General features: G+C 60.4%; 18 protein-coding genes. 9 read left to right on the top strand and 9 right to left on the bottom strand.

Annotation, left to right across the window (positions count from 1 at the left end; genetic code table 11):
• Positions 1-39: 39 nt before the first annotated feature.
• From AB4O22_RS02270 to AB4O22_RS02255, 4 genes are all read left to right on the top strand, one after another.
• The gene (locus tag AB4O22_RS02270) at positions 40-999 is read left to right on the top strand and encodes a cytochrome-c peroxidase (RefSeq protein ID WP_223471463.1); all 960 of its coding nucleotides are present in this window, start codon (positions 40-42) and stop codon (positions 997-999) included.
• A complete protein-coding gene (locus AB4O22_RS02265; protein ID WP_223471462.1) occupies positions 996-2,798 on the top strand; it encodes a DAHL domain-containing protein in 1,803 nt (600 codons plus the stop codon). The genes AB4O22_RS02270 and AB4O22_RS02265 overlap by 4 nt, the downstream gene beginning before the upstream one ends.
• Positions 2,795-4,201 (top strand): ATP-binding protein, encoded by a 1,407-nt coding sequence (locus AB4O22_RS02260; protein ID WP_223471461.1) that lies wholly within the window; start codon positions 2,795-2,797, stop codon positions 4,199-4,201. The genes AB4O22_RS02265 and AB4O22_RS02260 overlap by 4 nt, the downstream gene beginning before the upstream one ends.
• 219 nt (positions 4,202-4,420) lie before the next feature.
• Positions 4,421-6,040, top strand: coding sequence for an FMN-binding glutamate synthase family protein (locus tag AB4O22_RS02255; protein ID WP_223471460.1), 1,620 nt, complete (start codon positions 4,421-4,423; stop codon positions 6,038-6,040).
• Positions 6,041-6,515: 475 nt separating this feature from the next.
• Here AB4O22_RS02255 and AB4O22_RS02250 read toward each other — a convergent pair whose 3' ends face one another.
• Complete coding sequence (locus AB4O22_RS02250) at positions 6,516-7,937, bottom strand: amino acid permease (RefSeq protein ID WP_223471459.1); 1,422 nt, start codon at positions 7,935-7,937, stop codon at positions 6,516-6,518.
• A 615-nt stretch (positions 7,938-8,552) separates the two neighbouring features.
• Here AB4O22_RS02250 and AB4O22_RS02245 point away from each other — a divergent pair.
• The gene (locus tag AB4O22_RS02245; RefSeq protein ID WP_460095823.1) at positions 8,553-11,660 is read left to right on the top strand and encodes a transglycosylase domain-containing protein; all 3,108 of its coding nucleotides are present in this window, start codon (positions 8,553-8,555) and stop codon (positions 11,658-11,660) included.
• A 21-nt stretch (positions 11,661-11,681) separates the two neighbouring features.
• Here AB4O22_RS02245 and AB4O22_RS02240 read toward each other — a convergent pair whose 3' ends face one another.
• The 7 genes from AB4O22_RS02240 to AB4O22_RS02210 form a co-directional block, all read right to left on the bottom strand.
• The gene (locus AB4O22_RS02240) at positions 11,682-12,170 is read right to left on the bottom strand and encodes a CS1 type fimbrial major subunit (protein ID WP_460095822.1); all 489 of its coding nucleotides are present in this window, start codon (positions 12,168-12,170) and stop codon (positions 11,682-11,684) included.
• Positions 12,171-12,459: 289 nt separating this feature from the next.
• Entirely contained in the window at positions 12,460-12,942 is a 483-nt protein-coding gene (locus tag AB4O22_RS02235) for a CS1 type fimbrial major subunit (RefSeq protein WP_460095821.1), read from the bottom strand.
• 44 nt (positions 12,943-12,986) lie between these two features.
• Positions 12,987-13,730 carry a molecular chaperone gene (locus AB4O22_RS02230; RefSeq protein WP_460097775.1) on the bottom strand — a complete coding sequence of 248 codons (744 nt, stop codon included), beginning with the start codon at positions 13,728-13,730 and terminating at the stop codon, positions 12,987-12,989.
• 60 nt (positions 13,731-13,790) lie between these two features.
• Positions 13,791-15,023, bottom strand: coding sequence for a hypothetical protein (locus AB4O22_RS02225; protein WP_013694143.1), 1,233 nt, complete (start codon positions 15,021-15,023; stop codon positions 13,791-13,793).
• Between the two features lie 62 nt (positions 15,024-15,085).
• Positions 15,086-16,333, bottom strand: a complete 1,248-nt coding sequence (locus AB4O22_RS02220; RefSeq protein ID WP_460095820.1) for a hypothetical protein — start codon at positions 16,331-16,333, stop codon at positions 15,086-15,088.
• Between the two features lie 150 nt (positions 16,334-16,483).
• Positions 16,484-19,015 (bottom strand): CS1-pili formation C-terminal domain-containing protein, encoded by a 2,532-nt coding sequence (locus AB4O22_RS02215; RefSeq protein WP_223471456.1) that lies wholly within the window; start codon positions 19,013-19,015, stop codon positions 16,484-16,486.
• A 126-nt stretch (positions 19,016-19,141) separates the two neighbouring features.
• Positions 19,142-19,627: a CS1 type fimbrial major subunit gene (locus AB4O22_RS02210; protein WP_003205213.1), complete on the bottom strand. Its 486-nt coding sequence runs from the start codon at positions 19,625-19,627 to the stop codon at positions 19,142-19,144.
• Between AB4O22_RS02210 and AB4O22_RS02205 the strand changes: the two genes are divergently transcribed.
• The 3 genes from AB4O22_RS02205 to AB4O22_RS02195 all read left to right on the top strand — a co-directional run bounded on the left by AB4O22_RS02205 (position 19,626) and on the right by AB4O22_RS02195 (position 21,417).
• Complete coding sequence (locus AB4O22_RS02205) at positions 19,626-19,817, top strand: hypothetical protein (RefSeq protein WP_460095819.1); 192 nt, start codon at positions 19,626-19,628, stop codon at positions 19,815-19,817. The two genes, AB4O22_RS02210 and AB4O22_RS02205, sit on opposite strands and share 2 nt — an antisense overlap.
• Positions 19,818-20,059: 242 nt before the next feature.
• Positions 20,060-20,635 carry a PadR family transcriptional regulator gene (locus tag AB4O22_RS02200; RefSeq protein WP_223471455.1) on the top strand — a complete coding sequence of 192 codons (576 nt, stop codon included), beginning with the start codon at positions 20,060-20,062 and terminating at the stop codon, positions 20,633-20,635.
• On the top strand, positions 20,632-21,417 hold the full coding sequence (locus AB4O22_RS02195) for a siderophore-interacting protein (RefSeq protein WP_027911403.1): 786 nt from the start codon (positions 20,632-20,634) through the stop codon (positions 21,415-21,417). Before AB4O22_RS02200 ends, AB4O22_RS02195 begins: the two co-directional genes overlap by 4 nt.
• A gap of 70 nt (positions 21,418-21,487) precedes the next feature.
• Here AB4O22_RS02195 and AB4O22_RS02190 read toward each other — a convergent pair whose 3' ends face one another.
• The gene (locus AB4O22_RS02190) at positions 21,488-23,782 is read right to left on the bottom strand and encodes a hypothetical protein (protein ID WP_460095818.1); all 2,295 of its coding nucleotides are present in this window, start codon (positions 23,780-23,782) and stop codon (positions 21,488-21,490) included.
• A 196-nt stretch (positions 23,783-23,978) separates the two neighbouring features.
• On the opposite strand from AB4O22_RS02190, the gene AB4O22_RS02185 reads away from it, so the two are divergent.
• Positions 23,979-24,455: a preQ0 transporter gene (locus AB4O22_RS02185; RefSeq protein WP_003205220.1), complete on the top strand. Its 477-nt coding sequence runs from the start codon at positions 23,979-23,981 to the stop codon at positions 24,453-24,455.
• The last annotated feature ends 63 nt before the right edge of the window (positions 24,456-24,518 follow it).

The following is a 24,518-nucleotide window of genomic DNA, read 5'->3' as shown; positions in this document are numbered from 1 at the left end:
CCTGAGTGTTATCAACCAAAGTTTCAAGGAAAGCATCCCATGGCGTCACATGGACTGATTCTGGCTCTCGGCCTGCTCGTGGGATCAAGCGTGACCGCTCACGCCGAGCCACTGGACGAACCCCTCAAACCCCTGCCACCGGCTCCGGCCCTGGACCCCAAGCACGTCCAACTGGGGCTGCGGCTGTTCAATGACCCGCGGCTGTCGGTCAACAACACCCTGTCCTGCGCCAGTTGCCATCGCCTGGACAGAGGCGGCGCCGACGACAAGCCGTTTTCCTTAGGCTTCGATGGCAAGCCGGTGGAGGTCAACACGCCCACCGTGTTCAATGCCGGCCTGAACTTCCACCAGTTCTGGGATGGCCGCGTCGACACGTTGGAAGAACAGGTCAACGCGGTCGTGACCAGCCCGGTGGAAATGGGCAGCACCTGGGAAGCCGTGGTCAAGCGCATCGCCGATGACCCCGGCTATGCCAAGGACTTCAAGGACGCGTACCCCGATGGCGTGACCAAGCCCAATATCCAGGGCGCACTGGCTGATTACGAGCGCACCTTGCAGACGCCCAATTCGCGCTTCGACCAATACCTGCTGGGCAATACCGACATCCTCACGCCCCGGGAAAAGTTCGGTTACCAGCGCTTCAAGGAGTACGGCTGCATCGCCTGCCACCAAGGCGTGAACATCGGCGGCAACATGTTCCAGAAGTTCGGGGTCATGGGCGACTACATCAAGGACCGGGGCAATCCCACCCGAGCCGACGAAGGACGCTACAACATTACCGGCGACGAAGCCGACCGCCAGGTCTTCAAGGTGCCCAGCCTGCGCAATGTGGCCGTCACCGCCCCGTATTTCCATGACGCGTCGGCACCGACCCTGGAACGCGCGGTGGAGGTCATGTTCAAGTACCAATTGGGTCGCGAGCCTCTGAAAAACGATACGACCCTGATCGTCGAATTCCTCAAGACCCTGACCGGTGAATCGGAAGGCAAGCCTCTATGACCACTCTCCGTCGCCTCGGTCTTGCGTTCATCGGCCTGTTACTGGCTTCGGTCCTGCTGTTCATGTACGTCAATTCGGGGGCCCAGCAGGCCGCCTCGTACATTGAGTCCCGGGATCTGATCCGCCTGCTCAAGCAGCAAGACGCCATTTGGGACAACGAGGTGCTCAAGTCGCGGATCGCCCTGACCCACAACTACGACCCCCTGGTCTCGCCCCTGCACGAAATGTCGCGCCTATGGCAGCGTCTGGACGCCATCGAATCGGAGCCCGGGCGCCACAAACCGTCGCTCTGGGAAGCCCAGCGCGACGAGTACCTCAAGGCGATCAAGGAAAAAACCCGGCTGGTGGAACAGTTCAAGTCCCACAACGCGGTGCTGCGCAACTCCATGGCCTTCCTGCCCGCCGCCGAAGACGACATCCAGTCCCAATTCGCCCGGCTGGCTGACACCGAGCGGCTGCAGCTGCAAAACGTCGCCATCGACACCTATGACCTGTTGCTCAGCAGCATGGAGTTCGCCCAGCTCAGCACCCCCGAGGTAGCTGCCGACGTGCTGCTGGGACTGAACCGGCTGGACGTCAACAAGGAGCGCATGCCCCAGGGGCTTCAAGGCCCCGTTGACATCCTGAGCAGGCACATCGCGCTGATCCTGCGCGAACAACCGCGGGTCAATGAGCTGTTGGAGGCCATTGAAGCGATTCCCGTGGCCAGGCACCTGGACACCATTACCGACCTGTTGGAGAAAGACCAGGGCAAAGCCGCGGCCAAATACGAACGTAACCACATCTACCTGCTGGTATTCGCCACGTTCCTGGTATTGATATTGATCTGGCTGGCGATCCGGCTGGTACGCAGCTTCGCCGAGATCAAACGGGTCAACAACGCCCTGCAAAGCGCCAACGATGAACTGGAACAGCGGGTTGAAGAACGGACCCGTCAGCTCAAGGACACCCAGAGCGAATTGATGGACACCGCTCGCCAGGCCGGCATGGCGGAAATCGCCACCAACGTGCTGCACAACGTCGGTAACGTGCTCAATAGCGTGAACATCTCCGCCGACCTGGTCAGCCGCAAACTGCGCAGCAGCAAGGCCCAGGGGCTGGGCAAGGCGATGCAACTGATCAACGAACACGCCGATGACCTCGGGCACTTTCTCACCGAAGACGCCAAAGGCAAGCTGCTGCCCGGTTACCTCAACCAACTGGTCGAGGCCATCGCGCTAGAGCAACAGGGCCTGACCGACGAACTGGCCCAGTTGAGCAAAAGCGTGGACCACATCAAGGACATCGTCTCCACGCAGCAATCCTATGCCGGGGCCAACAGCCTGCTGGAACCCTTGGTAGTCAGCGAGCTGCTTGAAGATGCCCTGCGCATGAACTCGGGCGCCCTGACCCGTCACCATGTTACGGTGATCAAGGAATACGGCGAAGTGCCGCGGATCATGGGTGACAAGCACCGCTTGCTGTTGATCCTGATCAACCTGATCAGTAATGCCAAATACGCCATGGCGGGGGTTTCCAATCATGCGCGTAACATGACCCTGAAGGCTGCCGTCGTCGATGGCCAGACCCTGCAAATCAGCGTCAAGGACGAAGGCGAAGGTATCCCGGAGGAAAACATGACGCGCATCTTCGCCCACGGTTTTACTACGCGTAAGGACGGCCACGGCTTTGGCCTGCACAGCTGCGCATTGGCGGCCATTGAAATGGAAGGCCGCCTCACCGCCCACAGTGAGGGGCCAGGCAGGGGGGCGACGTTCCAACTGCAACTGCCCCTGAAACTTGCAGAAGGTGAGCCATGAATAGCATGAGTAACCGCCGCATCCTGTTGATCGACGATACACCCGCCATTCATGAAGATTTCCGCAAGATCCTCACCCCGGAGGATGACAGCAACGCTGACTTGCTGGACATGGAAAGCGCGCTGTTCGGCGATGCACCAAAACCTACCGCCACGGTGTTCGAACTCGACTCGGCCTATGGCGGGCAGGAAGGCCTGAACAAGTTGCTGGAGGCATCCGCAAAAGGGCGTCCTTACGCCCTGGCCTTTGTCGACATGCGCATGCCCGAAGGCTGGGATGGCGCCAAGACCATCGAAGAACTCTGGAAACGCGATCCGTTGCTGCAAGTGGTGGTCTGCACCGCGTACTCGGATTATTCCTGGGATGAACTGCTCGATCGCCTGAACGGCCACGACCGTTTGCTGATCCTGAAAAAGCCGTTCGACAACATCGAAGTCCAACAGATGGCCAACACCCTGACCACCAAATGGGAGATGACCTCCCGTGCGCAACTGAAAATGAACAAGCTCGAAGACCTGGTGGAACAACGCACCCAGGCGTTCAAACAGGCCAGCGAGCTGCTGCAAATGGAAATCGACGAACGCAAGATGTTGGAAACCCAACTGGTGCAATCGGAAAAACTCGCCTCGCTGGGCCAGTTGGCGGCTGGGGTGGCCCACGAAATCAACAACCCGATCGGCTTCATTTCTTCCAACCTGGGGGCATTGGACGGCTACTTCGGCAAACTCCAGGAAATGCTCAGCGCCTACGGCAGCGCCGAGGGGGCCATCGCCTCGCCGGAGCTGGTGGTGCAATTGCGCAAGCTGCGCGAACAGGTAGAGCTGGACTTTCTCGTCGAAGACATCCCGTTGCTGATCAAGGAGTCCAAGGATGGCATCGGCCGCGTCGGACAAATCGTCAAGGACCTGAAGGACTTCTCTCGCGTCGATTCCAGCCAGGAATGGCAGATGGCTAATTTGCAGCAGGGCATGGATTCGACGTTGAACATCGTCGCCAATGAAATCAAGTACAAGGCCGACGTGGTCAAGGAGTACACACCGTTGCCGGAGGTGGAATGCCTGCCGTCGCAGATCAACCAGGTGATCATGAACCTGATCGTCAACGCCGCCCAGGCCATCGGCCCCGAGCGCGGCACCATCACCCTGCGCAACGGCGTCGGTGATGAAACCGTATGGATCGAAGTCGCCGACAACGGCTCGGGCATCCCCCCCGATACCCTGCAGAAAATCTTCGACCCGTTCTTCACCACCAAACCCATCGGCCAGGGCACAGGGCTCGGGCTGTCGTTGTCCTACGGCATCGTGAAAAAACACAACGGCGAGATCACGGTACGCAGCGAAGTCGGCGTCGGCACCACCTTCCGCGTGGAATTGCCGGTGCGGCAGATGAAGCAAGCGAGCTGAGCCCCCCGGCAGTTCAAATTGTCTCTGATCGTTCCCACGCTCTGCGTGGGAACGCATCCAGTGACGCTCTGCGTCACATTTCAGAATCGGAACGCAGAGCGTCCCTGGCAACATTCCCACGCAGAGCGTGGGAACGATCGAAACACCAACCCCGCGCCCTCGCCACAGGTCGCATTCCAAGCTAATGTCTCGCCAATCGCTCCCTCCCAAGGAAACCGTATGAGCCTGTCTCTGCTGAGTCGCTACGCCTTCTTTGCCGGCTGTGTCATCTTCACCCTCGCCAGCCTGCCGTTCCTGCAACACGACTGGCTTTGGCCGATCGCGCTGGTGACCGGGCTGTTGAGCCTGCTGGGGGTGTTCGACCTGTTGCAAAGCCGCCACGCCGTACGGCGCAACTACCCGATCCTGGGCAACATCCGCTACCTGGTCGAAGGCATCCGCCCGGAGATCCGCCAGTACCTGCTTGAATCCGACAGCGATGCCCTGCCCTTCTCCCGGGCCCAACGCTCGCTGGTGTATTCCCGGGCCAAGAACGAAAGCGCCGACAAGCCGTTCGGCACCTTGATCGACGTCTACCAGACCGGCTTCGAATTCATCGGCCATTCCATGCGCCCGGCCCCGCTGAGCGATCCCAGCGGTTTTCGCGTGGCGGTCGGCGGCCCGCAATGCACCCAGCCGTACTCGGCGTCGGTGTTCAACATCTCGGCCATGAGCTTCGGTTCCCTGAGCGCCAACGCCATCCGGGCGTTGAACCAGGGGGCCAAGCTCGGCAATTTCGCCCACGACACCGGTGAAGGCAGCATCAGCCCCTACCACCGCGAACACGGCGGCGACCTGACCTGGGAACTGGGCAGCGGCTATTTCGGCTGTCGCACCCCCGACGGACGCTTCGACCCGGAACGCTTCGCCGCCCAGGCGCAGAACCCGCAGGTACGGATGATTGAAATCAAGATGAGCCAGGGCGCCAAACCCGGCCATGGCGGGATCTTGCCCAAGCACAAGGTCACCCGGGAAATCGCCGAGACCCGGGGCATCCTTATGGGCGAGGATTGTGTTTCGCCGTCACGTCACAGCGCGTTTTCCACGCCGATCGAACTGATGCAGTTCGTCCAGCAACTGCGCGAACTGTCCGGCGGCAAACCGGTGGGCTTCAAGTTCTGCCTGGGTCACCCGTGGGAGTTCATGGGTATCGCCAAGGCCATGCTGGAAACCGGGATCCTGCCCGACTTCATCGTGGTCGACGGCAAGGAAGGCGGCACGGGCGCGGCGCCAGTGGAATTCACCGACCACATCGGTGTGCCATTGCGCGAGGGCCTTTTGTTCGTGCACAACACCCTGGTGGGCCTGAACCTGCGGGACAAGATCAAGCTCGGCGCCAGCGGCAAGATCGTCAGCGCCTTCGACATCGCCAGCGTCCTGGCCATCGGTGCCGACTGGGCCAACGCCGCGCGTGGCTTCATGTTCGCCATCGGCTGCATCCAGTCGCAAAGCTGCCACACCAACAAATGCCCGACTGGCGTCGCCACCCAGGACACCCTGCGCCAGCGCGCTCTGGTCGTCCCGGATAAAGCCCAACGGGTCTACAACTTCCACCGCAACACCCTCAAGGCCCTGGCCGAAATGCTCGCCGCCGCCGGGCTTGAGCATCCGTCGCAATTGCAGCCCAAACATCTGGTACGGCGTATGTCGGCGACTGAGATCAAGTTGTTCTCTCAGTTGCATGTGTTTCTCAAGCCAGGGGAATTGCTGACGGGTGAGGTCAATGGAGCGTTTTATTCGCGGATGTGGCAGATGGCGCGGGCGGACAGTTTTGAGCCGCAGGAAATAGCAGCGGCATAAACACCGGATATTTATGGGTACACACAAGCCCTTGTGGCGAGGGAGCTTGCCCCCTCACCACGGGGTTATCACTCCCTGAAGAACATCGCATCACCGGCTCTTGTTCCAGATATACGACCCACCTGTAAGTTCTGACAGTAGACACCAACTTCCTCACGATTAACCATCCACCCCGATGGTTCATTCGTCACGGAAGGTGCTGACGTTTACCCGTCGCGATCTGGTTGGTTTTGCTTCGCTTTCCGCGGCCTTGGGTTCGTCTGGATTTGTCCGTATGTCGGTGGTCGGGCAGTCCTCACCGAGCATATCGAAGGTCTGACACTATGGACCGGACTCGCCTGGCCTCGGCGGCTTTGCTCGCTGAAGGACACCATGCACCATAGCTCGGATGGGATTTCGACGGACGGTTAGGTTCATTCCTACGAAAAAGCCCCAGTCATTCCGACCGGGGCTCTTGTTTGACAGCACTATCAGGTTACGAAGCTGAACGCACCGAACCCTGTACATCGCCCGTCGGCTGCAACTTGAAGGTATAAAACAGCCCCGTCAGCAGCACCAGGAACGCAGGGCCGACATACAGCGCCACGCGGGTGTCCGGGAAATAAGCCATCAGGCCCACCACCAGCACCAGGAAGGCCAGCGCCAGGTACGAGCTGACCGGGTACAGCCACATGCGGTATTTCAGGGCCGCACACTCTGAAGCGCTGAGGCTTTTGCGGAACTTGAGCTGGGCCAGCAGGATCATCACCCAGGTCCAGATCGCGCCGAAGGTGGCAATCGACGTCACCCAGACGAAGACTTTCTCCGGCACCAGGTAGTTGAGCAGCACGCCCAACAGCAATGCGGCGATGGACAGCAACAATGCGCGGCGCGGTACGCCGTTGGCCGAGGTCTTGGCGAAACCGGCCGGGGCCTGGCCGTTCTGCGCCAGGCTGTAGAGCATCCTCCCGGTGCTGAAGATCCCGCCGTTGCAGGACGACAGTGCGGCGGTGATCACCACGAAATTGATGATGCCGGCGGCGGTCTTGATGCCCAGGCGCTCGAAGGTCATCACGAACGGGCTGCCCTGGGTGCCGATCTCGTTCCACGGGTAGATCGACAGGATCACGAACAGCGCGCCGACGTAGAACAGCAGGATTCGCCAGAACACCGAGCCGATGGCGTTGGGAATGGTTTTCTGCGGGTTCTTCGCCTCACCGGCGGTCAGGCCGATCATCTCCACGCCCAGATACGCGAACATGACCATTTGCAGGGACATCAACACGCCGGACACGCCGTTGGGCATGAAGCCGCCGTGGGCCCAGAGGTTGGAAATGCCCAGGGCCACGCCGTCGTTGCCGACCCCGAAGGCGATGATGCCGACGCCGCCGATGACCATGGCGATGATGGTGACGATCTTGATCAGGGCGAACCAGAATTCGAACTCACCGAAGGCCTTGACCGCGATCAGGTTGATCGACCCCATGCTGACCAGCGCCGCCAGGGCCCAGATCCAGCGGGGCACATCAGGGAACCAGATGCCCATGTACACCGCTACCGCGGTGATTTCCGCCACGCAGGTCACCAGCCACAGGAACCAGTAGTTCCAACCGGTCAGGAAGCCTGCCAGCGGGCCGAGGTAGTCCTGGGCATAGCGGCTGAACGAACCGGCCACGGGGTTATGCACGGCCATTTCGCCAAGGGCGCGCATGATCACCAGGATCGCCAGGCCGCCAATGATGTAGGACAGCATGATCGCCGGACCGGCCATTTCAATGGCCTTGGCCGAACCGAGGAACAGCCCGACACCGATGCAGGCGCCGAGCGCCATCAGGCGGATATGCCGCTCACCGAGTTCACGTTTGAGCGGACCACCCTGGGTGGTCTCGCCATGGGGCAGATGATTGCCGACAGGCATAGGGATACAACCTCGTCTTGTTATTGGATTAGCCACCGAGTGTCCAAAGCCACAGGCCGGTGAGCCTGCCGCCTTGCCGAAACCGGGTCTGTCTTGTGGGCAGACCGTCCTGTGGAACGACAACCTCAGGATCAGCGGGCCATGCAGTATAAAAAGCCAGGGATAGAGAGTTTCACTGTAAAACCTGGGAAATTCAGGGATAAGCCTGCGTCGGAAGTGGCTTTTGGAGAGGCGTTGTCTGGGATTTCAGGTCATACGGAAACGGCGCCGAGTATTGCACAGCATTGGTGCAGCGTCATGTTTTGGCATGGGTAGATGGCTCTAGCGCAGGGCTTTCGGACAACTCCCCGTTTCGCAGCGCCCGCAGTTTTTGATCGTTCCCACGCTCCTGCGTGGGAATGTCGCCAGGGACGCTCCGCGTTCCGGTTCTGGAAGGTGACGCAGAGCGTCACGGGATGCATTCCCACGCAGAGCGTGGGGAACGATCACACCGACAGAGCGGCACCACTGGAGCCTCCTGACAGACGAGGGCAGACAATTTCCCCTCCCCCCACGCCAACCACCGTCTAAGCTTCAAGCAAGTCCGATCAATCTGCGTGAATGGATCAGTCGACTATGGGCGCTTTGTGGCAAACCGATTCGAATGAACCTGTGGTCCCGACTGAACGTATGGAAGAAGCGCCTTTACCTCAAAAAAAACGCCGCGCACGACACGGCTGGCGGGCATTCTGGTTACTGCTGCTGATTATCGTGGTGGTGGTCGGCCTGGCGGTGGCCAAGGAAATGCGCACCTCGCGATTTCAGGCCCGGGAGATCAGCAAATACGCTGCGTCCCTGAGCTATGCGGTGCAGCCGGGGCGCAGCGATGCCATCGTTTACCCGGGTGCAGGCCCGTTCGACCGGCGCTTGGGCTACAGCGCGCTGGGGGAATTCCTGCCGCGCCTGCTCAAGCGCGACTACGTGATCCAGGCCCAGGCGCAGTTCTCGCCGGCCTTGATGGGCTACGTCGAGAAAGGTCTGTTCGTGCCCTATTCGGAAAAGATCCAGGCCGGCCTGACTATCACCGACTGCCGCGCCGCACCGGTCTATCAGTTCAAGTACCCGCAGCAACTGTATGCGAACTTCGAAGCGATCCCGCCCGTGGTGGTGCAGAGCCTGTTGTTTATCGAAAACCGCTTCCTGCTCGACCCCAAGCAACCTTTGGCCAACCCGGCGGTAGACTGGCCACGCTTCGGCATGGCGGCCTGGTCGCAGGTCGCCAAGCTGTTGAGCCTGCCGGGACAATCCGCTGGGGGCAGCACGCTGGCGACACAATTGGAGAAGTACCGTCACTCGCCTGAGGGCCTGACCGTGTCCGGCGCGGAGAAAATCCGCCAGATGATTTCCGCCAGCGTGCGGGCTTATCAGGCCGGTCCGCAAACCCTCGAGGCGCGGCAGCGGATCATTCGCGACTACCTCAACAGCGTGCCGCTCTCCGCCGTGCCCGGGCATGGTGAAGTCCATGGCATGGCTGAAGGCTTGCGGGTCTGGTACGGCGCCGATTTCAAGCGGGCCAATGAACAGCTGTTCAGTACCGCCACCGACCCCAAGAGCCTGGCGGAAAAAGGCTTGGCCCTGCGGGAAATGCTGTCGTTGATGATCGCCCAGCGCCGCCCCTCCCATTACCTGTCCAAGGGTCGCGATGAACTGGCGCGCCTGACCGACAGCCACATCCGGCTGTTGGCGCAGAACGGCGTGATCGATGCGGCACTGTCCGAGGCAGCCCTGGCGAGCCAGGTCGGTTATCGCGACTGGGTACAGGACCCGACCGTCCAGCCCAACGAAACCAACAAAGGCATCAGCGCCGCCCGCAGTCGCCTCGCAGCCCTGCTCAATCGTCCGCTGTACGACCTCGATCGCCTCGACCTCTCCGCCACCAGCACCTTGCAAAGCGACTTGCAGGCCCAGGCCACCGACTACCTCAAGCGCTTGGCCGACCCGGCCTTCGCGACCGAGATCGGCCTGATGGGCGAACGCCTGCTGACCCCCACCAGCACCACCCAGGTGCGCTACAGCTTCACCCTGCTGGAACTGACCCCCGACGGCTCGCGCGTGCGGGTGCAGACCGACAGCACCGACCAGCCCTTCGACATCAACGAAGGCAGCAAGCTGGAACTGGGCTCCACCGCCAAGTTGCGGGTGCTCACCACGTATCTGCAGATCATCGCCGAGCTGCACGAGCGCTATGCCCAGCAAACCCCGGCGGCATTGAAGAAAGTCGACATCGCCGAGCCGGACCGCCTCTCCCGCTGGGCCGTGGACTACCTGACCCAGAACACCGACCGCAGCCTGCCGAAAATGCTTGAAGCCGCGCTGGACCGCACCTATTCAGCCAGCCCCGGAGAAGCGTTCTTTACCGGTGGCGGGCTGCACACCTTCCACAACTTCCGTAACGAGGACAATGGCCGCATCCCCACGCTGCGCGACGCCCTGCGTGAATCGATCAACCTGCCTTTCATCCGCCTGATGCGCGACCTGGTGCGTTACGCCACCTATGCCGGCCCCAATAACAGTTCCGAACTGCTCAAGGACGACAAGGACCCGCGCCGCCAGGAATACCTGGCCCAGTTCGCAGACCGCGAAGGCACCTCGTTCCTGCTCAGGTTCTGGAAGAAGTATCAGAAAAAGGACACCGGCCAACGCCTGGAAACCTTCCTCGACGGCATGCGCCCTACGGCGATCCGCCTGGCCGCCGTGCACCGTTATTTCTTTCCCAACGACAGCCAGGAGAGCTTCAACCGCTTCGTGCGCGCGCACTTGAAGTCGGCCAAGGGAGCCGAAAAACTCACCGACGAACGCCTGGAACGGCTCTACCAGAGCTACGGCCCCGGCGCCTATGACCTGCCGGACCAAGGCTTCATCGCCAAGGTCCACCCGCTGGACCTGTGGTTGATGGGTTACCTGCTGAACAACCCCGACGCCAAGTTCAGCCAGATCGTCAAGGCCAGTGAGTTCGAGCGCCAGGAAGTCTACAGCTGGCTGTTCAAGAGCCGGCACAAGAGCGCCCGCGACAGTCGCATCCGCACCATGCTGGAGATCGAAGCCTTCCTGGATATCCATCAGCGCTGGCAACAAGTCGGCTACCCTTTCGACCACCTGGTACCGTCGCTGGCCACCGCCATCGGCAGCTCCGGCGACCGCCCCGCCGCGCTGGCGGAACTGGTGGGCACTATCCTCAACGATGGCATCCGCAAGCCCGCGCTGCGCGTCGACAGCCTGGACTTTGCCGTCGGTACGCCTTACGAGACACGGCTGGTGAGCAATCCGGATAACGGCAAGCGCGTGATGCCGGTGGAAGTGGCCCAGGCCTTGCGCGGCGCGCTGTCCCAGGTGGTGGATGCCGGCACCGCGAAACGCGTGGCCGGCAGTTTCAAACTGGCCGATGGCACACCGTTGGCCATGGGCGGCAAGACCGGTACCGGTGACAACCGCATCGAAGCCGTCGGCTCCGGCGGGCGAGTGATCAGTTCCAAGTCGATCAACCGCACCGCCACCTTCGTCTTCTACATCGGCGACAGTCATTTCGGCACCTTGACCGCCTTCGTGCCAGGCGCGTCGGCGCAGAACTTCAAGTTCACCTCGGCCCTGCCGGTGCAGGTGCTCAAGGGCATGGCGCCGTTCCTCTCGCCCTACTTGCAACCGGGCAGCCACACCCAGTGCAAGCCCTTGGTAACGAGCCACTGATGGTCAGCGACGCGGTGTGGGTCAAGGGGTTACGCGAGGCACCGCGTCGAAGATCACGGTCAAGTCGGCGGTGTACAGGCCGTGCTGACCATCGTAGACCTTGTCCGAGGCCATGATGTGCATGTCCGCCTGGGTGCCTGGCGTGGACGTTGCGTCATCCACCACTTCCTGGGACACACCGGTCAGGCGGATATTGTTGAACCTGACAAGCAGGGGAATGGCGTCACTGCCGTTGGTCAACCACGCCCGGCCGCCCTCGAGATAGGCGTGGACCGAGCCATCGGTGTGCTTCACATCGAAGGTCTGGCGCAGCGGGCTCAGTTGGCTGTTCACCGGGTCGAAATGCATGACCTCATCCTTGCCGAAGTCCGGATTGCGCGGCTGCACATGGAACTGCTTGTTGGGAATGTTCGCGGTGATATGGATGGCGGTGCGTGCATCATCAGCCGCCAGCACCAGTGAAGGACTCAGGGTTGCAAGGGTCGTCATGAACATCACTTTTCTAAACATGCTTGATACCTTTTCAGAGTAATGAAACGAAGTGGAGACCACCTTGTGGCGAGGGCGCTTACTCCCGCCGGTTGCACCTGCAGCAGCTATGTTGATCGTTCCCACGCTCTGCGTGGGAATGCATCCCGTGACGCTCTGCGTCACCTTCCAGAAGCGGAACGCGGAGCGTCCCTGGCGACATTCCCACGCAGGAGCGTGGGAACGATCAAGATCAAAAGATCGCAGGCTTCGCCAGCTCCTACAGAACCGGGACGCTCGTAGCCCGTATTCCAACCCACACCTTTGCGCCTCACGGCGCAATGGCATCGAACACCATGTGCACCGTGCCGTAGTAATCGCCGGGCTTGTATTCGTCGGCGGGTTTGATGGCGGCGATTTCCAGCGGCACCTGGCGTCCGGGCCGGGCCTCGATAGCTGACACCACGTGGTTCGAATCCAGGGTCAACTCGACGTTGTTGAACCGTACCCGCAGGTCGATGCGCTCACGACCGTTGGATAGGTACGCCTCTTCGGCCAGGCGCGCGCCGATAGCACCGTTGCTGTTCTTCACCTCATAGGTCGCCCGCAACGGGCTGAGCTCGTTGGTGATGGTGCTGAAGGGCAAGCGTTGTTCACGCTGGACCAACTGCGGATCGAGGGGCAGCACATAGAAATCCAGCGTCGGGATGGTCACGTAGAGTTCGAAGGTTTCCCGTTCGACCGCGCCCCAGGCAGGGCTCCAGGGCAACATCAGAGCGGTCAATGCGAGGGAACTTAGCAGTGTCTTGAACATTTTGATTACCTGTGGCGTCAACGACGGTTCGGCGACGGCAACCGTCAACCCTTGATCTCGACGGTCTTGCTCTGGCCGCCCTCGATCAGCGTGAAGCGATATTCACGCCCCGCCTCCTTGTCGAACGAAAACGAGCGACCGGCCATGACGTGGTGTTTGGTGGTCGGCCGGCAGTCGTTTTCTTTCTTCACCGCACAATCCTTGAACTCATCGAGCACCAGGACGCTGTTGCCGTTGTTGCGCATCACGTAGCGACTGGCGCTGTCATCGATCACCGTCTCGAAACGGGTGTCCTTGGGACGCACAAAGAACACCGTGCCGTAGCCCGCCAGGACCTTGACCCCCGCCGCCACGCGTTCCTTCTTGTACTCTTCGCGCTCCTCGGCGCTGACGGCGAATTCGTCCTCCGCTTCCGGCACCACCGGCACGAAACGCACCCGGAAGTAACGCTCCTTGTCGCGGTTGCCCATGAACAGCAAGCGTGTGCCCTGCATGCCGTTGGCCGGCACGATCAGCCGCGCCGGGCTGGCCATCAGGCCGTCCTTGGCCATGGCACTGGCCTGGTTCTGCAGCGGCACTTCCTGATAGGTGCCGTCCTCGTTGTAGATGATTTCCAGAATGTTGACCTTGACGAATGCCGTGGACGTCCCGCCGTTGAACACCCGTTTCATGTAGGTGCTTTTGTCGCCATCCAGATAGTCGTAGACCACCCCGACACCAATCTGCGGCCCGGCCTGGGCCATACCGCAAAACAGATAAAACCCAATCCATGCCCATAGATGTTTCATCACTTCTTTAACCTCATGCATTAAACGTAACTCACTGAATATGGCTGGCCCTAAGGGCACTCAGACTTCTGAATCCCAGATCACCGTGACGTTGCCGGCATAGGCCTTGGCGCCGCTGTCGAGCATCTCTTCGACGCTGGTGCGGGCTACTTCAAAATGCAGAGTGCCCGGCCGGCGATCGATGTAAAAACCCGGCTGGAACAGCTCGGTGCCACTGCCGTCACGCAGTAATCGGCGGCGGTTGATCGATTGCCCGGCGGCGTCGGTCAACCCGTCGGGCAGGGTCACGCTGACGTCCACCGGCACGGCATGACCGGTGCCGGTTTCGGCAATCGCGCAGGTGTTGCCGCTGGTGTGCTGGCATTCGATGGCCATCTTGAAACGTGACGAGGCCGAGATATGGAAACGTTGGTCGCGAAACAGCTGCGCCGGTTTTCGTCCGCTGTTCAGCCAGGCTTGCCAGCCTTGCGGAGGCACCAGTTCCACGAGGTTTCCGCCAGGGGGCACTTCGACCTGGAGGGTGTGCTCGATATCGAGTTTGAAATTGAGGGTGATCACCGAGTCACTGGGGAGCATGACGTCGCCCATGTCGAAGTCTTGTCCCGGCCCAACGCCATAGCTCACTGAACCGGTGTATTGGCCGGACGACATCCTCAATGGGTTGGGGGTGCGCAGTTCGTAGGCGAAATCCAAGTGGCGGTAGGACATGCTGGGGATCAAGTAGCTGGCCCTTTTGGCACACACACCCTCGGTCGGTGTCTTCCAGAAAAAGTTATAGATCCACTCGTTCATGGTCGCAAAATTACTGGATCGACAGGGCGAAGGCGCATACCTCCAGCTGGAACCGCTCCATAACCTGGTATGAGCGGTTGAGAGATCCACACCGCCGCCCACCAGGCTGATTACGCTGACAGGAAGTTGGTAACGCGAACCTATGCCGGAGATGCGAACTTGAACAATTTCAGTTTCGCCCGTACCCGTATGGGTCACCTGTGCCAGACGCCAAGTGGCCGGTACATCGAACATTGCCCCTTGCCGGGAATCCCCATGATTGGCCTGAATGGGACCGGTGGAGTCGAAGACAATGGGCAGCTGGATGCTGAACATTTTTTCCGCATCGCATACCGCCGGATACAGTGCGCAATAACCCGAGACCGGGGTGGTATTGAGAAAGGTGTTTTGGTTGGGCTTCGAGGGATCGGGCCTGAAGATCGCGCTGATATCCTTGCTCACGGCATCAGCCGTCGATGCACACGTCAACACCACCACCGATACCATGCCTTGCACTGCCATTGGTAACTGCTTCATCTCTACCTCACCCTCAAATCGGCCCGGACCGCCCAAGCCACTCCTTTTTAAACTTCCGAATCCCAGATAACGGTGACGTTGCCGGTGTAGGCCTTGGCGCCGCTGTCGAGCATCTCTTCGACGCTGGTGCGGGCCACTTCAAAGTGCAGGGTGCCCGGCCGGCGATCGACATAGAAACCTGGCTGGAACAGTTCGGTGCCGCTGCCGTCACGCAGTAACCGGCGGCGGTTGACCGGTTGCCCGGCGGCGTCGGTCAAGCCATCGGGCAAGCTGACGCTGACATCCACCGGCACGGCATGACCGGTGCCGGCTTCGGAGATCGCGCAGGTATTGCCACTGATGATTTGGCATTCGAGCGCCATCTTGAAACGTGAGGAAGCGGAGATATGGAAGCGCTGGTCACGAAACAACCGCGTTGGTTTGCGGCCGCTGTTCAGCCAGGATTGCCAGCCTTCCTGGGGGACCAGTTCCACGCGGTTGCCGCCGGGGGGGACTTCCACCTGGAGGGTGTGTTGGACTTCAAGATTGAAATTGAGCGTGAGCGCCGAATCGTTGGGGAGCATGACATCGCCCATGTCAATGTCCTGCCCCGGCCCGACGCTATAAGTCAGCGACCCGGTGTATTGGCCGGACGACATTTTCAGTGGGTTGGGGGTGCGCAGTTCGTAGGCAAAGTCCAGATAGCGGTAAGAAAAGCCAGGGATCAAATAATTGGCCCCTTTTGCACATACCCCCTCTACCGGGGTTTTCCAGAAGAAGGTGTAGTCGGTATTGGTATACAACCCTATACCGCTGTATCTACAAGGCGATGGGGCATATACCCAACTAAGACCGCTCCATAATCGTTGATGGGCGATCAAGAGCGACACGCCGCCACCTACCAAGTCGATGACGTTACCAGAGAGTCGGTATGTCGAACCTATACCGGACCAGCGCACTTCAACGACCTCGGTTTCACCCGTCACTGAATGGGTCACCTGTGTCGTGCGCCAAGTAGTAGGGAGTTTAAACATCGCGCCCTGTCGAGCATCCCCATGGTTGGCTTGAATAGGACTGGTCGAACTGAAGATAAAGGGCAACCGAATGCTGAACATCTTTGTTGCCCTGCATTCCGACGGATATTGTGCGCAGTAACCGCTAACAGGCGTGGTATTGAGAAAGGTATTTTCGTTGGGTTTCGATGAGTCAGGCCTGAACAGTGCGCTAATGTCCTGGGTCAAGGCATTGGCCATAGGCACACACGCAAACAACAACACCGAGACCACGCTGCGCACTGCAACCGATAAGGGTTTCATTTATACAACCTCATACATCAAGACAAATCATTGCAAATAGGTGGTGAGCAACTCACCTGTGGGAGCAAGGCTTGCCCGCGATGCAGGCGCCCGGGTCTTCAGGTGAACGGCGTTATCGTTCATCGCGAGCAAGCTTTGCTCCCACGGTTCTCATGAGCGCTGCTTCGTCCCGGCCTCGGCCAGCGTCGTATCGGCCAGGGTGTCCGGCGTGCAGCGCAAGTCACCGATCATCAGCACATCGCCTTCGCGGCCGGCGTTGTCCGGGTCGAGGCGGAACCGGCAGAACAACTCATTGCCGTAGCGCACTTCCAGGGTGGGCGAGCCGGCATTCATTTCCATGGAGAAGAACCCGTCCACCTCGCTGATGCCGCGACTGGCGTGGTTGATCACGTGATGGCCCCGAAGCGGCTGGCCCTGCCCGTCGAGCAAACGCCCGAGCACGGTCACGGTTTTCATCACGTGGATCTTGCGGTAGTCCACCCCACCCTTGTTCAGGTGATAACGGGTGCGCGAAGGCTCGATGTTCGCCGCCGGCGGATGCACGCCGTCGAAGTCGAAGGTCACCATGCTGTTTTTGTAGGCGGTGATAGGGACGAAGTTACGGCCCGGACGCAACGCCGTGCTGCCACCGGTCAAGTCATCGGCGCGCAGGGCGACATCGTCCAGGTCGGTTTCCACATCGACGATCATGCCCGCGCCGCGCCCCTGGGGCAGGCCGGTGAAGGCGGCTTTCTGGTCGCCCACGGCCACGGTGCTGCTCAGGTTCAGGCCGCCGGTGAGGTTGTCGTTATAGGATGAGCGCTGGACGAAACCGTCGCCGTAAAGCGAATCGGTCATGAAACTGGCGATGCCGGACAGGCCCACGCCATAGGTGTCGGCCAGCGCCGTGGCGGAGACGCTTTGCAACACGTGATCTTCCAGGTCCCGGCGATAGGTCAGCGAGGCATTGTGGTCGCGATCGCCGTCCCGCGAGGTGCGGGTGCCGATGCTGCCCGACCAGTACTCGCCCGGCCCGCCCAGGGCGACGCTGACGCTCAGGTCGACGCCGCGATTGCGCCGGTCGGCGGTACTTGAGGTGCCGGGGCGGTCGAACACCGACAGCCGCCAGTTGGCATCGCTGCCGCGCAACTTGCCGCGCTGGGTCCAGCCCAGGTCCAGGCCGGTGCCCTGGACATTGCCTTCGCTGTAGGCCAGCCGTCCGTTGACGGAGGTCTTGTTGCTCAAGCGATGGTTGACCGACAGCGACGAGTTGCTGGTATGGCCGACGAACACGTTGCGCTGGCGGATACGAGTGCCGTCCGCAAGGGTTTCATAGGTGTTGCGGGTGTCCAGCCAACTGCGGTTGTGGCTGGCCACCACGCTGCCATGGCCATAGCTGTACAAGCCTTGCACGTCCATGCCGGTGCCGTACTGCTGGGTCTGATAGACGTTGGCGTACAGGCTGGTGTTGGTCGCCAGCGTCCAATCCACCGAGGTGCCCACTTGCAGTTTGTCCTGCACCTGGCGCGTGGAGGCGCCCAGGATCACCCGCGGATGCAGCAGGTAGTTGAAGCCGACGCCCGCTGTCGTGAACCCCGAGGGCTGGTCTTCCCAGTTGCTCCAGAGCCTGGTCTCGCGCCCGGCGAACAGGTTGTAGCGCCAGCGGTCCTCCGCGTCGCTCCAGTTATTGGGCTTGTAGACCAGCTCCTGGCTGGTGGCGGTGGTTTGCCCGTCCTCGATCAGCCGCACTTCCACTTCATAGATACCGCCGGGCAAGGGCCGGGTGTCCAGGCTCTGCAAGCCGGCGCTGACCGCCTGAGTGTTGATCAGCAGCCCGCTGCGGTAAATCTCCACCGACGCCTGGCGGCTGGCGGTGACATAAATGGGGTAGACGCTGGGTTTGGGATTTTCGATCGCCAGGCTGTCGGAGCTGCCGTACATCACCCCCAACGCGGTGTCCGGGTTGGCGCCGAACGAACGGATCTGCCGATTCAAACCATCGGAGCTGGGCGTGAAATAGCCCAGGCGGAAAAAAGTCCCCTCCATTTCTCGTTGGGTATGGAGCTCATGGACAGCGCGGTACAGCTTGTCGTCCGGCCCGCCAAGACGCGAAAGCTGAAGGTCCAGCGACTGGCTCCAGTTGCCCACGCTGGAACTGGCATTGAGGCCATAACGCCCGCCCGTGTCCTGCTCCTGGCCACCGTTGATGTTCAGTTGGTTGTTGAAGATCAGGCCGAGGCTGCCGCCTTCCGGTTGATCGTAATAGCGCTTGGCTTCGGTGCCTCGCTCGACATCCCGGGTCAGTATCGACACCAATGAATTTTCAAGGCTGTAGTGCACGGCCAGCAGCCCTGACGGACAGCTGCCTTCACAGGCGCCCAGTACTTGTCCTTGCTTGAGATGCTGCGCCCATTGGTCGCGCTCGACAGCTTTTATCGTGCTGTCGTGCGTGTCGGTGAATTCGAGCAGGGTTATACGATCGTCCCGCGACAAGACCACCATGGCTTCGCCGAGGTACTGTTGATTGAGTTCAATACGAACCGCCAGAGGCACATCGAAGAAGTGCGATTCAAACTCCGCCGGCAGGCCCTTGGCCTGGGACAACAGGCTTCTCGGTGTCGTACCGGGGGCAGTCGGCGCGGCCCATGCATTCGCGCACAACAATAGCGCGAGCGCACCCGCGATGGGTGTCATCGGAAACATCAACGGATTCTCATAATCTGCGAGCGATCAAGGCGTTTCAGGTGCTGGCCGCCCGGCTGGGGAGCGCCGGACGGCCTGCGGCGATGCCCGTGCAGTGAGCTGGAACTCACCGGGCATCGAACAGGATCACGGGCGCGGCACGGCGTCGAAGATCACGGTCATGTCGGCGGTGTACAGACCGTTCTGGGTATCCAGAGGCTTGGCCGCGACAATGGTCATGTCAGCCTGGGTGCCTGGAGTGGACGTCGCATCATCCACCACTTCCTGAGCGATGGCGGTCAGGGTGACGCCATTGAAGTTGGTGGTCAGGGCAATGGAGTCACTGCCGTTGTACAGCGCCGCCGGGCCACCCTCGATGTAGGCATGGACCGAACCTTCGGTGTTCTTCACGTCGAAGGTCTGGCGCAGCGAAGTCAGGGTGCCACTGACCGTGTTGTAGCTCATGATTTCATCCTTACCGAAGTTCGGGTCACGTGGCTGCACGTGGAACTGCTGGGTCGGGATGTTCGCGGTGATGTGGATAGCGGAGCGTGCATCATCGAGCGCGAATACCTGCGAAGCGCCCAAGGCAGCGGCAGTCAGGGAAGCAGCGGTTACGAATTGTTTGAGCATGTTGTTAACACCTGTTCTTGGCATAAAGAGAAAGGTTGAAGTGGCAGTTCAACAACAACTTGATCTGCTCCTCCAACGCTGGGGCATGATCGGCTCTTTGCAATTAAAAAAAGCAGGCAGATTCCCACAAGCGTGTAGTAAAACCGGCACACGAATGGGCGAAAAATACCCGATTCTTTATAAAATTTAAGTTTGTATGTCAGAAACGGCCCACACGCCCAGCAGTATCGCCGCGCCCTTCAAAGTCAAGAAAAACCGCCGCAAAATCCCATCATCCACTGCCATATCGTATTCAGGTAAGGTCTTGTTTCATCAGAAGTAGCGGGCAACGAAACTCGATATATCTTAGTTCCTAGTTATATCCATCCTTAAAGATATATCTCACGGCAAAGTTATATCTCAGCCCTATCTTATGCAGAACGGAGAACGCATATGACAGATCCTTATTCCCATTTCAAACGCGAATACGAACACGACGGTTTCGAACGACACTCGGCGCGCCGTGAACGTAACAGTCGCGCCCCACGGGTCTTTGCCGCCGGTGACCTGAAGTTGCTGTCACTGGCGCTGATTGCCGAACAACCTTGCCACGGTTATGACCTGATCCGCCGGATCGAAAACATGTTCGACGGCGCCTACAGCCCCAGCCCCGGCGTGATCTACCCGACCCTGTCCTTCCTGGAAATGAGCGCAATGGTCACCTGCGGCGTCGATGATGGAAAAAAATGCTACAGCGTGACCGATGCCGGACGTCTATTACTTGAGGACCAGGCCCAAGCGTTGAATGAGGTGCGCACGCGCATTGAAATCAGCAAGCGCACGCTGCGCGGCCATGATCGTCCCCCGGAAATCCAGGAAGCGGTGTATAACCTGCGGCATGCGCTGCAAAAGCATCCTGGCCACTGGAGCCCGGAAGAAATCCGGCGGGTGCGCGACCTGCTCAACGACACCGCCAAAGCCATTATCGACAGCACCGACCGTCCACCTGTCTCGGAGTCAAGCCAATGACTGAAGTCGATCCAAACGCCATTCACCGCGTCACCCACGAGATCAAACGCCGTCGCCTGCAGGTGTTGCGGGTGCAGGACCTGACCCCACGCATGCGCCGCATCACCGTCGGCGGGCCGGAATTGGCCGGGTTCGTCAGCCTCGGCACCGACGATCACGTGAAGTTGCTGTTCCCGCAGAACGCCGAGGAACATGCCGCCCTGGAAAACTTCAACCCCGGCGCCGGCAAGGCTCAGGGGCCAATGCCAGAGATGCGCGACTACACCCCGCGCCGCTATGACCTGGACACCCTGGAGATGGACATCGATTTCGTGCTTCACGGCGACGGCCCGGCATCTACCTGGGCGGCCCAGGCGGCGCCAGGCCAATACCTCCACATAGCCGGGCCACGGGGCTCGATGATCGTGCCGGACATCTTCGACAGCTACCTGCTGATCGGCGACGAAACCGCCCTGCCCGCCATCGCCCGCCGCCTCGAAGGCCTGGCGTCCAACCGGCGTGCCCTGGTGGTGGTGGAAGTGGAAAACGGCGCCGAACAGCAAGTGCTCCAAAGCCCGGCGCAGGTGCACGTGATCTGGGTGCTGCGCGAAGGCCGCCAGGACAACCTGCTGCGCACCGTGCAACAGCTGGAAATGCCCGGCGGCAAGCTGTACGCCTGGGTCGCGACCGAAAGCAAGGTGTCGCGGCAGATTCGCAAGGTGTTGCTGGAGGAGAAAGGCCTGGACCAGGATTTCGTGAAGGCGGTGGGGTATTGGAAGGCGGAGGGTAGCGACGAAGAATGAGGGGCCGTTCACTGGCCCCTGTGCCACGGGCATCGTCTCCCATCACTCGCTCATGACGGCGTAACCTTGGCTACAGCATGCGCAGACGGATGTCGGTCACGTAGTAGTCATTGCCCATGCCACTGGCTTGGTGACTGTTGACATGCAGCTCGATTTCCCGCTCAGTCGCGACAAATTCACCCCTGAGCACTTGCCAGGTGGTCGTTGCCAAGGTGACAACCTCACTGATACGTCCATGGGTTTTCGTCGCAAGCGACAGGCTGGGCACCGCATCGGACGTGTTGGCGTGGCGTCGTGCATCGAGACTGAATTCGTAGCGTGCGCCTACCCTCAGACCGATGTAGCCCTTCCATAGCACGATCCCGGCGGAATTATTGGTATAGGTTCCATTGCCCAGGTATGTGCGTCCGCCTTCGCCCTGACTAAAATTCCAATCCCGCGGATCCTGCGCCGCCGGTCCAGCACGCCATCCATTCCAGTTAGTGTTTTCAAATCTGGACACGTCATCCAGGGGCAACGGGGTTACCAGATAAGTTCGTATTGGAAAGGCGGTGGCCTGGCTTTTATCAACGCTGCGATTGAAGGTCACATCCAGGATAAGCTTGAGGTCCGAGCCGTTGCGCAAGCGATTGATCTGGGTCCGCGGCAGCACTATCGACAGGCCCGCAGTCACTTCCCCGGGGCTCACCGGCCTCGCGGTGTACAGATCAATACTGAAATCCACGCCGATCAAGTCAGTCCCTTCAGCACGCAACCACACGCACTGGCCTGCGGCGATCAGCGGCCAGGGCTCCACGTCGACGCGGGAGTCTCCGGCGAAGCTGTCGATGTTGAACTCAGCGCCCACACCGCCATTGGCGGCATCCACGATCAAGGGTCTGGGCAGCGCGGAAAGCTCCAGCACAGTCAATGTCAGGGGCGGCGACGGTGGCCAGGTCACGTCGCGCGTCACGGTGTAGATGACCGTCACCGACCTGCCCAGACTGTAGGCCACGACCTCGGGTGGCAGACCGATCGGTTTCTCACCCACCGTCCCCACCTCTTGCGGCGTGGTGGTGTGCGAGCCCCCCTCCGGCGTGCCGTGCCCGGCCCAGGTCACGCTCACCTTGTCCGTGCTCAGCATGCCTTGGTAATGCGGCACCAGCGCGGTCAGTGTACTGGCGGCCTTGATAGGATCGAGCACGCTGCCAGTGGCCTCTTCGATTTCGGGTGGTGGCAACCCCCGTGCAGTGCCGATGACCGTCGCAATTGCGGTTTTTGAAGAGCCTATGGGTGTGGTGCCCCTCAACAACCTGTATGACACGTGCACGGTACTGTCCCGGAAGACCTTGTCGTTAGGGATCTGAAGCACGCAGGCCTTTTTCTGCCCCAACTCATCCACCTCGACAATGCCCGTCACGGGCACCACGACCTCCGGCTGGCCCATGACTTTGGCCGTATAAGTTGCCTCGATGAGGTCCCCAGGCATAAAACGCGGGTCGCTGGTCAGGATGATCAACGACAGCGGGTTGGCACCCAGTTTGTCGAGATCGATGATGCTTGGGTCATCGCCCGCTTCGCTCAGGATTTCCCGTGGAATCGGCGCCAACAGTCTTTGCCCGGCCTTGTCCACATCCACTATTTGCACGGCCGACCAAACGTTGTCGAGATCCGGGCTGTTAAAGAGTTGGTCTCTGACAGTGAAGGAAAACATGAATTCAGGATCGTCGACCAGATCGGCGCTGGTGACGTCGAAACATATCCGGGTAGGCGTCGCCGAGCCGTGGTTTGGCGGGGCGGGGGCCTGGGTTGCATCCACCTTGTGAAATACGTCACGGCCATTACAGTTGAGCCGGATTTCGTCATAGGCCCGGCAGTAGGGGTATTCCACGCAGACCGTCGCACTGACGAAACCTGGGCCCACACCGTTCTTGATTTCGTCCGGCAATAGCAACACCAGTTCCGAATGCCCGGGCTCACCCGGTGACCTGTCCTGGTTGCCCGGTCGGATGCTGTTGTACAGGATCTCCAGCGGAGGGGTCGAGGTTTGATCGTTCATACCGGGGCGTTTCACGGTGTACGTCAGTCGATTGACCAGGCCGGGCAACAATTTGCCATGTGGAATGTACAACGTGACATCATCATCGAGGCCCTGAGTCTGTTTGCTATCCAGCGCCTCCTCACCATTGAGGTTGATCGAAACGTTGTCGTTTGGCTGCTGGCCCCAATAAGCCTGCACCAACACTTCGCAGCCGAAGGGCAGCGGCACATAAAGGTGGATGGGGACACCATAGTCGGCGCCTGCCACGGGCTGGGTGGCGCCGGGTAAGCTGGGCGGGTACAGGTCAAGTATGGTGGAATCAGCCGTTTTCGATGAGTCGGTCATGAGTAATCCCCACGGAATGGAACAGATATACCGAGGCTCTATCAGAGCTCGAATGCGCGTGGGGGCCTACTGTCAGAGTTGACAGATCCGAACAGGTTTTAGACGAGCGGTTGGGCGGGGGATTTGAATATCACCTTGCGGATCCCGGCCAGATAATCAATTGTTCTGCCGACATTCCATTCAGGTACCCCGCCCCATGCTTTTCCTGCTCGCCTACATCAGCAGTGTCGTGCTGATCAACTTCGCGTTTTCCGCCGCACCGCACCTGGACATTATCTGGTCGGCCTGGGGTGGCCTGGTGTTTATCCTGCGGGACATGGTGCAGACCCGCTTCGGCCACGGTGCCATTGCGGCGATGCTGGTGGCGCTGGTGTTGTCCTATGTCACCTCGGACCCGACCATCGCCCTGGCGAGCGCCACGGCATTCGCGGTGTCCGAGTGCATCGACTGGCTGGTGTTCACGATCACCAAGCGCCCACTCCATGACCGGTTGTGGATCAGTTCGGCCCTGAGCATTCCCCTGGACACGTTCATCTTCTTCGGTTTGATCGACGCCCTGACGCCTGCTGTGGTGATCACCGCCCTGCTCTCGAAATTCGCCGGGGTCACCGCCGTCTGGCTGATCATGGCCTGGCGTTTACGCAAACAGGCCATCGCCGGGCGGTTCATGTAAAATGCCGCGCTTTCTCCCATGGGAAGCTCGCCCGGCGCGCAACCCGCGATGATCCGCTCCTGT

It is taken from the genome of Pseudomonas sp. S3_B11 (genome assembly GCF_054667715.1).
The sequence above is the reverse complement of the archived record's forward strand: the minus strand, read 5'-3'. Positions and strand labels throughout refer to the sequence as shown.

Coding starts and splice junctions, on each gene's coding strand:
- AB4O22_RS02255 (WP_223471460.1), top strand. CDS start 4,421: ATGAGCCTGTCTCTGCTGAGTCGCTACGCCTTCTTTGCCGGCTGTGTC.
- AB4O22_RS02190 (WP_460095818.1), bottom strand. CDS start 23,782: ATGACCGACTCATCGAAAACGGCTGATTCCACCATACTTGACCTGTAC.
- AB4O22_RS02240 (WP_460095822.1), bottom strand. CDS start 12,170: ATGTTTAGAAAAGTGATGTTCATGACGACCCTTGCAACCCTGAGTCCT.
- AB4O22_RS02220 (WP_460095820.1), bottom strand. CDS start 16,333: ATGAAACCCTTATCGGTTGCAGTGCGCAGCGTGGTCTCGGTGTTGTTG.
- AB4O22_RS02205 (WP_460095819.1), top strand. CDS start 19,626: ATGTTGTTAACACCTGTTCTTGGCATAAAGAGAAAGGTTGAAGTGGCA.
- AB4O22_RS02225 (WP_013694143.1), bottom strand. CDS start 15,023: ATGGCAGTGCAAGGCATGGTATCGGTGGTGGTGTTGACGTGTGCATCG.
- AB4O22_RS02235 (WP_460095821.1), bottom strand. CDS start 12,942: ATGTTCAAGACACTGCTAAGTTCCCTCGCATTGACCGCTCTGATGTTG.
- AB4O22_RS02260 (WP_223471461.1), top strand. CDS start 2,795: ATGAATAGCATGAGTAACCGCCGCATCCTGTTGATCGACGATACACCC.
- AB4O22_RS02185 (WP_003205220.1), top strand. CDS start 23,979: ATGCTTTTCCTGCTCGCCTACATCAGCAGTGTCGTGCTGATCAACTTC.
- AB4O22_RS02215 (WP_223471456.1), bottom strand. CDS start 19,015: ATGTTTCCGATGACACCCATCGCGGGTGCGCTCGCGCTATTGTTGTGC.
- AB4O22_RS02195 (WP_027911403.1), top strand. CDS start 20,632: ATGACTGAAGTCGATCCAAACGCCATTCACCGCGTCACCCACGAGATC.
- AB4O22_RS02230 (WP_460097775.1), bottom strand. CDS start 13,730: ATGAAACATCTATGGGCATGGATTGGGTTTTATCTGTTTTGCGGTATG.
- AB4O22_RS02265 (WP_223471462.1), top strand. CDS start 996: ATGACCACTCTCCGTCGCCTCGGTCTTGCGTTCATCGGCCTGTTACTG.
- AB4O22_RS02200 (WP_223471455.1), top strand. CDS start 20,060: ATGACAGATCCTTATTCCCATTTCAAACGCGAATACGAACACGACGGT.
- AB4O22_RS02210 (WP_003205213.1), bottom strand. CDS start 19,627: ATGCTCAAACAATTCGTAACCGCTGCTTCCCTGACTGCCGCTGCCTTG.
- AB4O22_RS02245 (WP_460095823.1), top strand. CDS start 8,553: ATGGGCGCTTTGTGGCAAACCGATTCGAATGAACCTGTGGTCCCGACT.
- AB4O22_RS02270 (WP_223471463.1), top strand. CDS start 40: ATGGCGTCACATGGACTGATTCTGGCTCTCGGCCTGCTCGTGGGATCA.
- AB4O22_RS02250 (WP_223471459.1), bottom strand. CDS start 7,937: ATGCCTGTCGGCAATCATCTGCCCCATGGCGAGACCACCCAGGGTGGT.